11 protein-coding genes are annotated in these 14719 nt (G+C 31.5%); 5 read left to right on the top strand and 6 right to left on the bottom strand.

What is annotated here, in order from left to right:
* Window positions 1–84 precede the first annotated feature (84 nt).
* From Q1B37_RS05805 to Q1B37_RS05790, 4 genes are all read right to left on the bottom strand, one after another.
* Entirely contained in the window at window positions 85–1017 is a 933-nt protein-coding gene (locus tag Q1B37_RS05805; protein WP_299896548.1) for a phospholipase A, read from the bottom strand.
* 97 nt (window positions 1018–1114) lie between these two features.
* Window positions 1115–3295: a S9 family peptidase gene (locus tag Q1B37_RS05800; RefSeq protein WP_299896545.1), complete on the bottom strand. Its 2181-nt coding sequence runs from the start codon at window positions 3293–3295 to the stop codon at window positions 1115–1117.
* A gap of 110 nt (window positions 3296–3405) precedes the next feature.
* A complete protein-coding gene (locus Q1B37_RS05795) occupies window positions 3406–4113 on the bottom strand; it encodes a LytTR family DNA-binding domain-containing protein (protein ID WP_299896542.1) in 708 nt (235 codons plus the stop codon).
* A 92-nt stretch (window positions 4114–4205) separates the two neighbouring features.
* A complete protein-coding gene (locus Q1B37_RS05790) occupies window positions 4206–5189 on the bottom strand; it encodes a histidine kinase (protein ID WP_299896539.1) in 984 nt (327 codons plus the stop codon).
* A gap of 216 nt (window positions 5190–5405) precedes the next feature.
* Here Q1B37_RS05790 and Q1B37_RS05785 point away from each other — a divergent pair, with 216 nt between their 5' ends.
* The 5 genes from Q1B37_RS05785 (at window position 5406) to Q1B37_RS05765 (ending at window position 12843) form a co-directional block, all read left to right on the top strand.
* Complete coding sequence (locus tag Q1B37_RS05785) at window positions 5406–6731, top strand: serine hydrolase (RefSeq protein ID WP_299896536.1); 1326 nt, start codon at window positions 5406–5408, stop codon at window positions 6729–6731.
* An 11-nt stretch (window positions 6732–6742) separates the two neighbouring features.
* On the top strand, window positions 6743–7606 hold the full coding sequence (locus Q1B37_RS05780; protein WP_299896533.1) for an ABC transporter ATP-binding protein: 864 nt from the start codon (window positions 6743–6745) through the stop codon (window positions 7604–7606).
* Window positions 7607–7940: 334 nt separating this feature from the next.
* Entirely contained in the window at window positions 7941–9494 is a 1554-nt protein-coding gene (locus Q1B37_RS05775) for a hypothetical protein (RefSeq protein ID WP_299896530.1), read from the top strand.
* A 187-nt stretch (window positions 9495–9681) separates the two neighbouring features.
* Window positions 9682–10608 (top strand): LamG-like jellyroll fold domain-containing protein, encoded by a 927-nt coding sequence (locus Q1B37_RS05770; RefSeq protein ID WP_299896527.1) that lies wholly within the window; start codon window positions 9682–9684, stop codon window positions 10606–10608.
* Between the two features lie 36 nt (window positions 10609–10644).
* Window positions 10645–12843: an acylase gene (locus Q1B37_RS05765; protein WP_299896525.1), complete on the top strand. Its 2199-nt coding sequence runs from the start codon at window positions 10645–10647 to the stop codon at window positions 12841–12843.
* Between the two features lie 50 nt (window positions 12844–12893).
* Here the strand turns inward: Q1B37_RS05765 and Q1B37_RS05760 are convergent, their stop codons facing one another.
* Both Q1B37_RS05760 and Q1B37_RS05755 read right to left on the bottom strand, forming a co-directional pair.
* Window positions 12894–13142 (bottom strand): peptide methionine sulfoxide reductase, encoded by a 249-nt coding sequence (locus Q1B37_RS05760; protein ID WP_299896523.1) that lies wholly within the window; start codon window positions 13140–13142, stop codon window positions 12894–12896.
* A gap of 7 nt (window positions 13143–13149) precedes the next feature.
* Window positions 13150–14712 carry a YdiU family protein gene (locus Q1B37_RS05755; protein WP_299896520.1) on the bottom strand — a complete coding sequence of 521 codons (1563 nt, stop codon included), beginning with the start codon at window positions 14710–14712 and terminating at the stop codon, window positions 13150–13152.
* Window positions 14713–14719 lie beyond the last annotated feature (7 nt).

Here is a 14719-nt window from a genome sequence, read left to right as displayed (position 1 = left end):
CAGCTATTAAGTATGTTTGAAAGGCTGTTCATGTAGTGTGAACAGCCTTTTTATATATTTGGAAAATCTAAAAACTTGATGATATCATCGCCACTGTAAAAGAGACAACCCTATTCCAAAAGTAGTCTGTTTATGGTTAAAATCTATTAAACTTTCCCCATACCCATGAAATATCTGTGCGTGTACCTGTAATTGGCCCAAAACTTTAATTGCATAATCAAGTCTTATACTACCTCTACTATTACTACCTCCTCTCAGCGAATGTTTAGCCAAAATACTTAGATCATGTCTACCTTTTGAGAAGACAGTTAAAAATTCCGTTCTTCCTACATAATTTTCTATACCTGGATTATCATCTTCCGCAGCATTTTCGGGCAAGCGCCACCAAGGTCTTAAAACAAAACTCCAAGAAGGGGTTTCCCAACCAAACTGTAATATTATTCTGTTCCAACTTCTAGATAAAGGATTTGATCTTCCATTACTCTGATGATTTATACCAACTCCTGCAAGTACACCATTTAATCCAAAAATTCTATATTTGGTAGGAAATACCAACATTACTTCGGGTTCATAATTTGTTTCACGGAACGGCCTGGAAATATTGGCACTATATAGTTGCCATCTAGACGATTGAGTATATCCTATCCACACATCACCACCTATTTTCTTTCCTAATATATCTCTAACAGCTCTTGTCTTAAAACTTAATTGAAATTTCAATTCAGTATCAGAAAAATCGGATGGTTCTTCCGCAATATTAAGCGGATTATCGCTAGTAGGAAAGTTATTGATATCTGTTGTATAATTTGCACCCAAAAAATACACAGGTTTGTACGGTTCAATTTTAAAACGTTTAATACTATCGCTTTGTATGAACCATCGCTTAGATAAGCTTCCTTGATAATCTTTAGCGTTGGTTTGACTAAAACAAGAAGGGAACGATAATACTAATAGATTTATCAATAAAACCTTTGTAAAAAATCTTGTATACTCTTTAGATGTTTGGAATGGTTTCAAAAAATATAGTTTATTATTGGACAAAATCATTAATTGATAAAAAAACCAGCAAGAATATATCCCTGCTGGTTTCTTTATAAAAAGATGAACAAATATACTACTTATTAATTCCTTCTAAGTCTAGCATAAAGGCATAGTTTAAAGCGGTACGTTTATAACGTTCAAAACGTCCTGAAGCTCCTCCATGACCAGTTTCCATATCGCAATCCATAATTAATAGATTGTTATCCGTTTTTAACTCTCTTAATTTAGCGATCCATTTAGCTGGTTCCCAGTATTGCACCTGACTATCCCAATACCCAGTTGTGATCAAAATATTTGGATATTCTTTTGCTTCTACATTATCATATGGAGAATATGACTTCATATATTCGTAATATTCTTTATTCTTAGGATTTCCCCACTCATCAAATTCAAATGTGGTTAAAGGTATTGTTTCATCCATCATAGTAGAAACCACATCTACAAATGGTACGGCAGCTACTACTCCATTCCAAAGTTCTGGTTTCATATTAAGTACTGCTCCCATTAATAGACCACCAGCACTACCTCCATAAGCATACATATGATCAGCACTAGTGTATCCTTCTTTTACTAAGAAATCTCCAACATCGATAAAATCGGTAAAAGTATTTTTCTTTTTAAGTAATTTTCCGTCCTCATACCAATGGCGTCCCATTTCTTCTCCTCCTCTAATGTGAGCTAACGCATATACAAAACCTCTATCTAATAAACTTAATCTAGTAGAACTAAACCTTGGTTCCGTACTACTTCCATAAGAACCATAAGAATACAGTAAAAGTGGTGTGCTAGCATTTTTTTGTGTTCCTTTTTTATACACCAAAGATATTGGCACTTTTACACCATCTCTTGCTGTGGCATATAGTCTTTCGGATACGTAATTATCTTTTGAAAAATTAGGATCTAATACTTCCTGCTCTTTTAAAACAGTTTGCTCTTTGGTATCCATATTATAATCAATAACACTACTAGGAGTTGTTAAAGAAGTATAACTATATCGTACAATATTGGTATCAAAATCTAAATTTGTAGATGGATATGCTACGTAAGCTGGATCATTAAAAGAGATATAATGATCGTCATTTCCATCCCATTTTCTAATTCGAATAGTACTAAGACCATTTTTACGTTCACTTAGTACCAAATGGTTTTTAAAAGGAGTAAAACCTTGTAACAGCACATCATCTCTATGAGGAATCACATCTACCCAATTATCTTTTGTAGTGGCATTAACTGGGGTTTTTACCAACTTGAAGTTTTTTGCATCTAAATTCGTTCTTATATAAAAATGATCTCCAAAATGTGCTACACCATATTCTAAATCTCTTTCTCTTGGCTGTATTATTTTCCACTCTCCATTCGGAGTATCAGCATCTAAATATCTGTATTCTGTAGATAAAGTTTGATAACTACCACTGATAATATATTTGTCTGATCTGGATTTATATACAAACGTACTGAAGGTATCATCTTTTTCATCAAATACCAATACATCCTGAGATTGATCCGTGCCTAAAACATGTTTGTAAATTTTATTTGCTCGTAGCGTAATCGAATCTTTAGAAGTATAGAATACTGTTTTATTATCATTAGCCCAAGCAACACTTCCTGTAGTGTTTACCAATTTATCTGAAAGGATTTGATCATCTACTAAGCTTTTAAAATGAATAGTATATCGACGTCTTGATACTGTATCAATTCCATAGGATATCATTTCATTATTTGGGCTGACGGATAATCCTCCTAATGCAAAATATGCCAGTCCTTTTGCCATTTCTGGACCATTAAGCATAATTTCTTCTTTGGCATCATCTTCTAATTTTTTACGACAATACAAGGCATAATCCATTCCTTTTTCAAATCTGGTATAATAAGAATACCCATTATCATTGTAAGGAACTGATGAATCATCTTTTTTAATTCTTCCCACAATCTCATCAAACAATGTTTTCTGCAAGCTATCTGTATGTTTCATTGCAGCATCTTTGTAATCATTCTCTGCATTCAGGTAATCTAGAACATCCTGTGTTTGTGCATCAGGAGTTTCTGCATTTTTCTGCTCATCACTTAGACGCATCCAAAAATAATGGTCTATTCGAGTATCGCCATGTGCAGTTAATTCTTCTGCGATTTTTTTAGCAGTTGGAGCTGTTAAAGATTCATGAGGTTTTAATTTCGTTTCTTCTTTCTGTTCAGTTTTACAGCCTATAAAAAGCGCAGAACTTAAAAGAAATAGATTGATGATTTTTGTTTTCATTAAATGAGAATTTATAGTTGAAAAAGTAAATGTACTAGTAATATTTTAAATTTATATAATTCCCCTAAAAGGTTACTAATTAGGATACTTTAAAATAAGTAATATTGGGATTATACTTCATCAATTTTGCTTAAAACCGATTTCCTATATGACTTACTAATCGGTAATTTACTATCATTCTGCAGTATTATTTGATTCCCATCAATCATTTTTAACTTGTTAAAATTTACTACGAATGATTTATGTGTTCTTACAAAATCACCTGACAACTTTTCTAAAAAATCAGATAATGTCACTGGTGTTAAAATCATTTGATCCGTATAGATCTTTATATAATTACCGTAAGCTTCAATATAATAGATACTGTCTACATCTAATTTAATAATCTTTTTATCACTTTTTACATAAACAACACTTGCTTTTTTCTCCTTCTCTACTACGATAGTATCTTGTTGAATAGGTGTAGCTTGCACTACTTTGCCAACAGCTTGTAAAAATCGTTCTAATGAAAATGGTTTTAGCAGATAATCAGTAACCGAAAGAGTGAATCCTTCTACAGCATATTCTGGATAAGCAGTTGTGATAATAACATTAGGTTTTTGTTGCATTGTCTTTAACAGACTAATACCAGAAAGTTTTGGCATATTGATATCTAAGAACAATATATCTACAGAATTACTTTGTAAATAGCTCATTACTTCGAAAGCATTCTTGCAAGTAGCAACAAGCTCTAAATAGGGTATTTCTTTGATATAGCTTTCTATTATCTGGCGCGCAATCGGTTCATCATCTGCTATTAAACATTGTAATGTTTTCATGTATTTATTTTATTCTCTTTACAATTTATTGTTTAATCATTTTACGGAAACACTTACGAATTATAATTAACAGCTTTATTCAGATGATTTCGCTATACATCTAGGGTTAATTCAACAATATAAAAACCGTTATCCTGCTTAATTTGTAATGCATGCTTTTCTGGATATATCAAATCTAAACGTTTTTTTGCATTCTGTAAACCAATACCACTTTTGCCTTTTTCTATATCGGTTTCCGGAACGATTATGGTATCTATTGTATTTGAACATTTAAAAACAATAGAGTTCTCCTCTATTTCTATAGAAACGGAAACGATACTCTTTGTATCTTCTAATACTCCTAAATGCTTAAATGCGTTTTCTACAAAAACTATTAATAACATCGGAGCAATTATTCTGTTAGCCGAGTCATATCCTTTTATATCTAATTGAATATCTGCCTTATCTTCTAATCTAATCTGTTCTAGTGATATGTAATTTCTAAGATATTGAATCTCCTTGTCTAACGGAACAAAGGTCTCTTTAGTTTCATAAAGACTATATCGTAATAAATCTGAAAGTTGCAACATTAAATCTGGAAGCTTTTCTGATTTTATTACCGACAACCCATATAGATTGTTAAGTGTATTGAATAAAAAATGTGGGTTTAGTTGTGCTTTTAATAACTTTAATTCTGCTTCTTTTTCTTCTTGTCTTCTATAAAAACTATCTCTTGCCAGTTTTAATGCGGTACCAAACAGAATTATTAATAAAACCGCACCAAATACATTCAACAACATTTTCCATTGAAACTTTTCGAAGAAATCACTTAAAAGGGATACTCCCAAAAGTGTAAAAACTAAAATATTTAATATAAAAAATGTAATTCCTAAAGAACGTTTCTTAGTAAAAAATAAAGGTAAGATTTTTAGATTGTTTAAATATATCGGTGGCATTATAAAGCCAATAAGTACAATAGATACTAAGAATCTATTATCTGCTTGAATGACCATGATAAAGATGATCAATAAAAACAACCATATAATAATGTTCTGTATTATTTTATTGTCTATCCAAGCATCAAATTTTGTTACCATATTCCTTTAAAAATTAGTACTCAAAAATATGTTTTAAAGGTTGAAACAACATATTTTCATGATGTAATATATCATTTTCAGTTTAAGTTGTCTCATTTTAAGGGTGAGATGACTTTTCTCCTAAGATCACGTTTCGAAGACCTTTCATCATTCTTTTTTCAGTATCAGCACAAATTAAATGAGTTTTGATGTGAACAAATATAAAATTTAAGAAACATGAAAACTTTACAGTACTTAATAATTCTATTAGCTCTCTTCTTTATCAAACACATCGGATATAGTCAAACAAATGATATCAAGGTAATTTCTACAAAGTATGATACTATTTTAAAAGAACAGCATAAAGGAATTGCAATTCTTACCAATAAGAAGAATAAAACTGAAACCTTAAGTCTTGGTGACTATAACCTTACTGCAAATAGTGTTTTTAATATTGGTAGTGCTACCAAAACCTTTACTGCGATATTGATACTTCAGGAATATGAGAAGGGAAATCTAAAAATTACTGATAGTATTGGAACATATCTCACTCCCATTAAAAATGTAGATGGTTCATTAACAATAAAGTCCTTACTAACTCATGAAAGTGGTTTAGATGAAGTAATAGGCAAAAACGTTGTAGATATTTTCTATGGAAAAAATGATGAATTATACAACGCAAATTTACTAGATCAGGTAGAAAAGAATGATCCAAAAATGATTGGTTCGTTTGATTACTGTAATACGAATTATTTTTTATTAGGAAAAATTATAGAAAAAGTAACAGACCAGAATTATTTTGACTTATTAAGAGAGCGAATTTTCACTCCTTTACAGATGAAAAATTCCTATCCATATGTACACAAACATCTTCCAAATTTGGCAACACCATATTTTCAAGACAAGGATGTAACCGAATATTTGGACTATCGCTATTTTGCAAATATCGCCTATGCTGCTGGTAGTATTGCTTCAACATTAAACGATATGCAGATATTCTATGAATCTCTTTTTGAAACAGAAAAATTACTAAAAAAAGAAACTCTGAAAATGATGATGGAATCTGGAAATGAACAATATGGTTTAGGATTATTTAAATTCAATGTTGATGGCGTTACCTATTACGGACATGGAGGAAATAATATAGGATATGCATTTAGAAATCAATATAATCCGAATACCAAAGATCTATACTTAGCATTTACTAATTGTAAAACAATTCCATTCAAAAAAGCGATAACAAATGATTTACTAGCTTATATAAACGATACTCCCATAGAAAATTTTAAAAGTATCAATCTTGATAATTTCAAAAAATATACAGGTACGTATTTACTTAAAGAAGCGAATTTAACCTTAAAAATAACATTGGAGGATAATAAAATGTATTTGGTATCCGAAGAACAAGGGGTTACAAGCGAACTATCACAAAAGGATGAAACATCACTCTATGATACTACTGTAGGAGTTGTTTTAACCCAAATAGAGAATAACCATGATAGTTTGTCTTTTAGTCAAAATGGCTTTACAACTACAATCAGTAAAGTAAGTTTAAACAAATAAACGGAAAGATCATGAGACTAGAAGTAAAGAATGTTTCCAAAAAATATGGTAGAAACAAATATGGGTTAAAAGATTTCTCCATAAATATCGAAAAAGGAATACTGGGGCTATTAGGACCTAATGGAGCGGGAAAATCTACCCTATTAAAAATGATTGCGACTGCCAGCAAACCTACCGAAGGTGTGATCATACTTAATAAAAACAACATTATAAAAGATGCAAATTATATGAGAAAGCAACTAGGTTTTTTACCGCAAGATTTTGGAGTATACCCTAATCTAAATGCTTTTGAATTTTTGCAATACATAGCTGCATTAAAAGGGATTTCGGATCAAAATATTAAGCTAAAAATAGAACAACTATTGTATGGTCTAAACTTATTAGATGCTGCCAAAAAACCCATTGGAAGTTACTCTGGAGGTATGAAACAACGAATAGGAATCGCTCAAACCTTATTGAATGATCCAAAAGTTGTCATTTTTGATGAACCAACAGTTGGACTAGATCCTGAAGAAAGAGTACGTTTTAGAAATTTGATATCTGATTTATCACAAGAATGTATTGTTATCCTGTCATCACACATCGTATCTGATATAGATACTATAGCAGATCAGGTTGCTATCATGAAAAACGGATCATTGTTGTCTTTTGACACACAAGAAAAGCTTATTCAACTAGTAGATCAAAAGGTTTTTGAAGTGCTTATTCCAAAAGAACAACTGGATAACTTTAAGAAAAATAATATCGTGGTTAGCACCGCTAGAAAAGAACAAAAAATAGCTGTTAGATACATTTCTGAAATTCCTATCAAGGATTCTATAGCCCAAACACCAAATCTAGAAGACGCCTATTTATACTTAACAAAAATCAACTAAAAATTAATACACATAAGCAAATGAAAAATTCATCAAACAAAAAAAAGACCGAATCAATAATAATAACAACCATAATGATTCTAGTCATCATCGCTATAATATTAAAGAACGTACATGTAGGAGTATATTATGCTTACTAACATTAAATACCTAGAATACTTAATCTATAAAACTACAATTATACTTAATAAGAACTTAGTAAAATGAAAAAATCATCACAGAAAAAAACAACAATACTATTAACCCTTGTAGCTATTATGATACTCATAATTATGTCTATCGTTTTCAGTAACGTACACATAGGAGTTCATTACGCTTACTAAGATTGTATCTCATGAAAACATTTATTAATATTATAAAATACGATTATTTACAGCGTACTAGAAGTTATAGCTTTCTAATTACTCTTTGTATTAGTTTAGCAATAGCATACACTTTTGTTCCTGAGCCAAATGCCTCTTATTCTACAATTAGAATAGCAGATTACGTTGGATTTTATAATTCGGCTTGGTTTGGATATGTTACTGCAATAATGACCAGTATTTTTTTATCCTTAATTGGATTTTACTTGGTCAATAGTGCAATTAAAACAGACACTATTACCAAAATTGGGCATATTACAGCTGCTACACCGATTACTAATTTCAAATATTTAGTTTCTAAGTTCGTAAGTAATTTTCTAATTCTAAGTACGATTATTGTGATTATATTTTTGATGAGTATATTATTATTTATTCTATATAATGAAGGGTATTCATTTGAAATCTTACAATTTATAATTCCATATATATTGATTCCGATCCCAGCAATATTTTGCATTTCAGTTATTGCGGTAGTTTTCGAAGTTATTTTTAAGAAATACTCTATAATCCAAAATATAGGATTCTTCTTTTTGTTTTCTTATTTGGCTTTCCCTTCGTTTTCGGATAGCTCTTCTTATACATATTTATTAGATCCCTTTGGAACCAAAATAGTAATGGATCAAATGGAAATGAGCGTTAGAGAGTTATTACCTGTTGATCATGATACCGAACTAAATATAGGCTATGTTTTAGGAAACATAACTGAAAATAAAAAATTCGAGTTTAACGGAATTGAATTTCCTAATACCTTTATAATAAGTAGAATCGGATGGTGTGCATTAGCATTTCTAGTGCTTTGCATTATATCACCATTTTTTGATAGATTTCGTACCACTAATAAGATTAATAAGAAAGCTATATTTTCTTCATATAAACAAGAAAATAATTCTCATGAAATAAAGCATACATTATTAGTAAAATCAACAAGCAATTATGGTATTTATTCTTTGATAAAAACAGAACTACTACTGCTATATCGCAAAGGCAAAAAATGGTTATGGATACTTAATTTAATCGGTATAACATTGCTTGCAGTATTACCTATTTCCATTGCACATACCATAGTGTTACCTATTCTTTGGTTTTTACAAGTACATAGATTATCAGAAATATCATCTAAAGAAATGCATCATAATGTACAGTATTTCGCCTTTACTTCATATAAACCCATAAAAAGACTACTGGTTTCACAAGTATTGGCTGGAGCATTAATGATGATACTATTAGCACTTCCTTTACTTATAAAGCATATGATAGTACTGGACGTACAATCTGTACTACATCTTATTATTGGTGCAATTTTTATTGTTTTAATAGCAATTACATCTGGTATTTTGACGAAAGGGAAAAAACTATTCGAAATTGTATTTTTTATTATCACTTATGGAAATATAAATCAAATCCCGTTCATGGATTACTTTGGAGGATTACAGCATAACTCTTTGTACATATTTACGCTCATTATAAGTTCAATAATAATTGGAAGTATTGGACTAATCATGAGAATACAACAATTAAGAAATTAATAGAATTAGAATGTGTCTTTTAAAACAGGTGGATTAACATAGACATATCAATATTCATTTCGACTATTGTAATTCTGCCTATAATTCAATTTCATAAAATTTCCATAAAACGTACTCTTACCCTACCCATCAATTTATTTGATGGGTATTATTTTATATATTTAGAACCATATACATAAATCATCTCATGAATACTCTAAAGACTAATCTTCGCTACAGTACTATTATAACTCTTGTTTTATCTTTTATATTCTTTTCATGCGGGAAAAACACTTCCAAAAAGGAAGAATCTATAAAAGAAGAGGTTAAAATAGATAGCACTAACATAGTATTGAAGCAAGCACTTACCTTTTATGCTTCTTTTGATAATGGTGTAGATGCCGATTTTGCTTTAGGAGATCCTAAATTATACACAGTACCTTCTCGAAAAGCCATAGATTCTGCACAGGCAGGTATACATAAAGAAGGAATTTCAATAGCAGAAAATAAAGGTTTGAAAGGAAATGCTCTTCTTTATAAAGATAGAACTAAAGGATACATCTATTACCCTAGTAAAAACAATATAAATTTTACTAATAAAAACTGGAGCGGAGCAATTTCATTTTGGTTGCAATTAGATCCAGCAACAGACTTAAAACCTGGATATTGCGACCCAATTCAGATTACAGATGTAAGTTATAATGATGCTTCTATCTGGGTTGATTTTACCAAAGAAAATCCGCGAGACTTTAGACTTGGAGTAATTGGAGATAAAACCTCCTGGAAAAAGGATACGACATTATCAGATAATGATGACAGGGACTTTTTAAGTCAATTAGTTCCAGTGACCAATCCTCCTTTTGCAACTGGATCTTGGACTCATGTCTTCATCAATTTTACAAATCTAAATTCTGATAATGGACAGACGTCTTTATATCTGAATGGAAAACTACAAGGTAAAAGAAACGGAATTACAGATCCATTTACTTGGGAATTAGAAAAATCAAACATTTATTTGGGATTAGGCTATATTGGTCTTATGGATGAGCTTTCTATTTTTAACAAAAATCTAACCCAAAAAGAAATTGATGCTCTTTTTAGTCTAGAAAATGGTGTACACACGCTTTTACAATAAAAAATTTCCTACTACATATTTATAAAACCATCGAAAATGAGACAATTTAAGTTCGTCATCTTTAGTCTTACACTTTTATTAGTTTCCTGTAAAACAGAAACAAAAAATACAAATTTAGAACTCACTGAAGAAGAGCAACGTTGGCAAAACTATGCTACAAATACTACAATCATGAGAGATGATTTTGGAGTACCACATATTTATGGAAAAACAGATGCAGATGCAGTTTTTGGATTATTATATGCACAGTGCGAGGATGATTTTAATCGTGTAGAACAAAATTATATCTGGGCAACAGGAAGACTTGCTGAGATAGAAGGTGAAAAAGCAATTTATAGTGACATTAGAGCTAAATTGTTCATGACTGAGGAAGAAGCAATTGCTAATTTTGAAAGAAGCCCTGAATGGTTAAAAGAGTTGTGTATTGCTTTTGCAGATGGTATCAACTACTACCTCAAAACCCATCCAGAGGTTAAACCTAGATTATTAACGAAATTTGAACCATGGATGCCTATGTATTTTAGTGAAGGATCTATCGGTGGTGATATCGAACGTGTTTCTACTCGCAAAATTAAGGCGATGTATGAAAAAGGTATAGAAATACCAATTTCAGAAGAAACTGAAATAGCGAAGGAAAAAGAAATGTTGGAACCGCAAGGATCCAATGGTATTGCAATTTCTGGAGCACTTACACAATCTGGCAACGCAATGCTTTTAATTAATCCACATACCTCATTTTATTTTAGAGGAGAAGTACATGTAGTAAGCGAAGAAGGGTTAAACGCTTATGGCGCAGTAACTTGGGGGCAGTTTTTTGTGTATCAAGGATTTAATGAAAAAACTGGTTGGATGCATACTTCTACGTATACAGATGTAATCGATGAATTTGTTGAAACAACCAATAAAAAAGATGGCAAACCTGTTTATAAATATGGTGAAGAATGGAAACCTGTAGAACAATATGATATTACACTAAAATATAAAGAAGGAGATTCTTTAGTAGAAAAAGTATTTCCTGCATATCGTACACATCATGGACCTATTACCCATATGAAAGACGGTAAATGGGTAGCTTCTGCATTAATGTGGGAACCTGTCAAAGCATTAGAACAGTCATATATTAGAACCAAACAGGATGGGTATAAAGGCTTTAGAGACATGATGGATATACGAACCAATTCATCCAATAATACTGTCTATGCAGATGCTGAAGGTAATATTGCATATTTCCATGGTAATTTTATCCCAGTTAGAGATACTTCGTTTGATTATACGAAACCTGTGGATGGTAGTAATCCAAAAACAGATTGGAACGGTTTACATACAGTAGATGAAACCATTACACTTCTTAATCCTAAAAATGGTTGGTTACAAAACTGTAATTCTACTCCTTATACCGCTGCTTTAGAGTTTAGTCCTAAAAAACAAGATTATCCAAGGTATATGTCAATCGATCGTGAAAATTTTAGAGGAGTACACGCTATTGAATTATTAAAAAATAAAAAAGATTACACTATTGATAGTCTTATAAAATTAGCATATGATCCTTACCTTCCAGCTTTTTCTAAGTTGATTCCTGGTCTTGTAGAAGCTTATGACAAAGTTGACAAAACAAAAGATTTGGGTAGCTATATAGAGATGTTGAGAAATTGGGATTACAAAACTTCCAAAGAATCTAAAGCGATGACTTTGGCACATTTTTATGGGACTAATTATGCAAGACACGGAAAAAGACCGGAAGAACGCATTAGTGATATGCAACTCCTCACCTATTTTGGTACTAAATCTCCTTTGGAAGAAAGAATTGCCATATTTAAGGAAACGGTAGCGCAGCTTAAAAATGATTTTGGAGATATATTGCCCTGGGGCGAAGTAAATCGTTTTCAACGTATTAATGGAGATATAAGACAACCATTTGATGATAATAAACCAAGTACTGCGGTTGGTTTTGCTTCTGGACGTTGGGGTGCCTTGGCAGCCTACGGAGTTCGTTATACGAATAATACAAAAAAAATATACGGTACTAGAGGTAACAGTTTTGTAGCGGTAGTAGAATTTGGTGATAAGGTGAGAGCAAAAACAAGTTTAGCTGGTGGACAAAGCGGTGATCCTACTTCAGTACATTTCGATGATCAAATACAACCGTATGTAGATGTACAGTTTAAAGAAGCTGCTTATTATAAAGAAGATGTATTAAAACGCGCTAAAAAAACCTATCATCCAGGAGAAAAATAAATAAAGTATAAGTTTACATTAACAGACACAATAAATTATAAAACAGATGTTTATACTGGTTTCAATTGCATTAAAAAGCTAATTACTTTTTGATCAGACATTTCACATGGTTTTAATAATTCTGCTGTTGAAGTGATGTAGTAATTTAGACTTATAAAATCATTTCCTTGTAATTCTTTTGCGTAGATCTTAAAAGATTTTCCATTATTATAGATATCTTTTGTAACGCTATATTTTTTCTTTTTATATAAAACTTCTGAATATCCTTCTGGAATTCTGTTAATAGCATCTAACAACATACGCGAACTATGAACTACAGGATAACATAGAACATCCTACTTTATTTCTTGCCCAATCAGGACGCTTGGCAAACCATTTCTCATATTCAGGTTGTTCGCTATAGGGCTTTTTTAGCATTTGATACAACTCTTCTATCAAATCATAATTTCCTTTATCGGCATCATCAATAGCCAGTTGAGCCATATAATTCCGTAAAACGTATTTAGGATTTATGGCATTCATTTTATTTTTTCTTTCCGAATCATCCAAAGATTCTATAATTAGTCTTTGATCATATCTCGAAAACCAATCATTCCAACGTTCCAGAATAGTTCCTTCTACTTCTACTATATTATAAAAAGCATCTTTTATAACTTTCATATAATTATTAGCATCACCTTTGGCATAATCACCAATATTTCTAAAGAAAATAGTCATATCCGTTTCTGTTAGCTGTAAAATTTCTTCCAAATCTTTTATCAATAATTCATCTCCCGCTTGTGGATTGTACAATCCTATTTTAGAAGACATCATATCATGGTATACTTTTTTATAAGTGTATTGATAATCATGTAAGATTTCTTCTATGGGTTCTATTTCTTCTATTAAAGGATATATAGCATTTGCCAATTGATACAGATTCCAGAGAACAATTTCCGGCTGTGTTCCATATCGGTATCGTTTAAATTGCCTATCGGTAGTATTAGGAGTCCAACCATGATCATATCCTTCTAACCAACCATATGGCCCATAATCTATCGTTAGACCGAGGATTGACATATTATCAGTATTCATCACTCCGTGAACAAAGCCTACTCGTTGCCAATCTATTACCATTTTTAAACTTCTATTACTCACCTCTTTTAAAAATGAGATATATCCATCCTTAGTTCCAGCTTCTATTTCAGGAAAAAAGTGCTTTATGGTGTAATCTGTCAACGCTTTTAAAGTGGATTCATCTTTATGAGCTGCCAAAATTTCAAAATTTCCAAAACGAATGAAAGAAGGTGCAACTCTAGATACAATAGCTCCTTTCTCATAGGCAGCATTCCCATTATACATGATGTCTCTTAATACCTGATCACCAGTTGTTGCTAATGATAATGCTCTGGTAGTTGGAACACCAAGGTGAAACATTGCTTCACTACATAAATACTCTCTGATAGACGAACGCAAAACTGCTAATCCGTCTGCATTTCTAGAATAAGGGGTCTCTCCTGCTCCTTTTAATTGTATTGCCCAACGCTTAGAATTATATTCAATTTCTGCTAGATTAATGGCGCGTCCATCACCCAGCTGACCAGCCCAGTTACCAAATTGATGCCCTCCATAATGCATGGAATAGGGTCTTGAGTTTTCCAAAATTTCATTACCTGTCATAAGCTTTAAAAACTTCTCAGATTTTATATCTTCCTTAGAAAATCCTAATTCTTTCATCATTTCATCAGAAACGTGTAGAATCTTTGGATTGCTTGTCTTTTTAGGAGTTACATATGAGAAACAGGCATTTCTGACCTGTCTACGGTAATTTTCCTGAACAGGATCTGCTGGTAGTTCTTCTGAAAAAGTATTTTTTATAGTAAACTCCATATAACCA

Source organism: uncultured Aquimarina sp., from assembly GCF_947492965.1.
Classification (GTDB): Bacteria; Bacteroidota; Bacteroidia; order Flavobacteriales; family Flavobacteriaceae; genus Aquimarina.
Note: the sequence above shows the minus strand (reverse complement) of the source record. Positions and strands in the feature narration are given on the sequence as shown.

Excerpts from the sequence above, each read along its gene's own strand:
- Q1B37_RS05760 (WP_299896523.1), bottom strand. The coding sequence starts at position 13,142 with ATGTTGTTAGATGCTATTAACAGAATTCCAGAAGGATATTCAGAAGTT.
- Q1B37_RS05775 (WP_299896530.1), top strand. The coding sequence starts at position 7,941 with ATGAAAACATTTATTAATATTATAAAATACGATTATTTACAGCGTACT.
- Q1B37_RS05770 (WP_299896527.1), top strand. The coding sequence starts at position 9,682 with ATGAATACTCTAAAGACTAATCTTCGCTACAGTACTATTATAACTCTT.
- Q1B37_RS05795 (WP_299896542.1), bottom strand. The coding sequence starts at position 4,113 with ATGAAAACATTACAATGTTTAATAGCAGATGATGAACCGATTGCGCGC.
- Q1B37_RS05800 (WP_299896545.1), bottom strand. The coding sequence starts at position 3,295 with ATGAAAACAAAAATCATCAATCTATTTCTTTTAAGTTCTGCGCTTTTT.
- Q1B37_RS05785 (WP_299896536.1), top strand. The coding sequence starts at position 5,406 with ATGAAAACTTTACAGTACTTAATAATTCTATTAGCTCTCTTCTTTATC.
- Q1B37_RS05790 (WP_299896539.1), bottom strand. The coding sequence starts at position 5,189 with ATGGTAACAAAATTTGATGCTTGGATAGACAATAAAATAATACAGAAC.
- Q1B37_RS05755 (WP_299896520.1), bottom strand. The coding sequence starts at position 14,712 with ATGGAGTTTACTATAAAAAATACTTTTTCAGAAGAACTACCAGCAGAT.
- Q1B37_RS05780 (WP_299896533.1), top strand. The coding sequence starts at position 6,743 with ATGAGACTAGAAGTAAAGAATGTTTCCAAAAAATATGGTAGAAACAAA.
- Q1B37_RS05765 (WP_299896525.1), top strand. The coding sequence starts at position 10,645 with ATGAGACAATTTAAGTTCGTCATCTTTAGTCTTACACTTTTATTAGTT.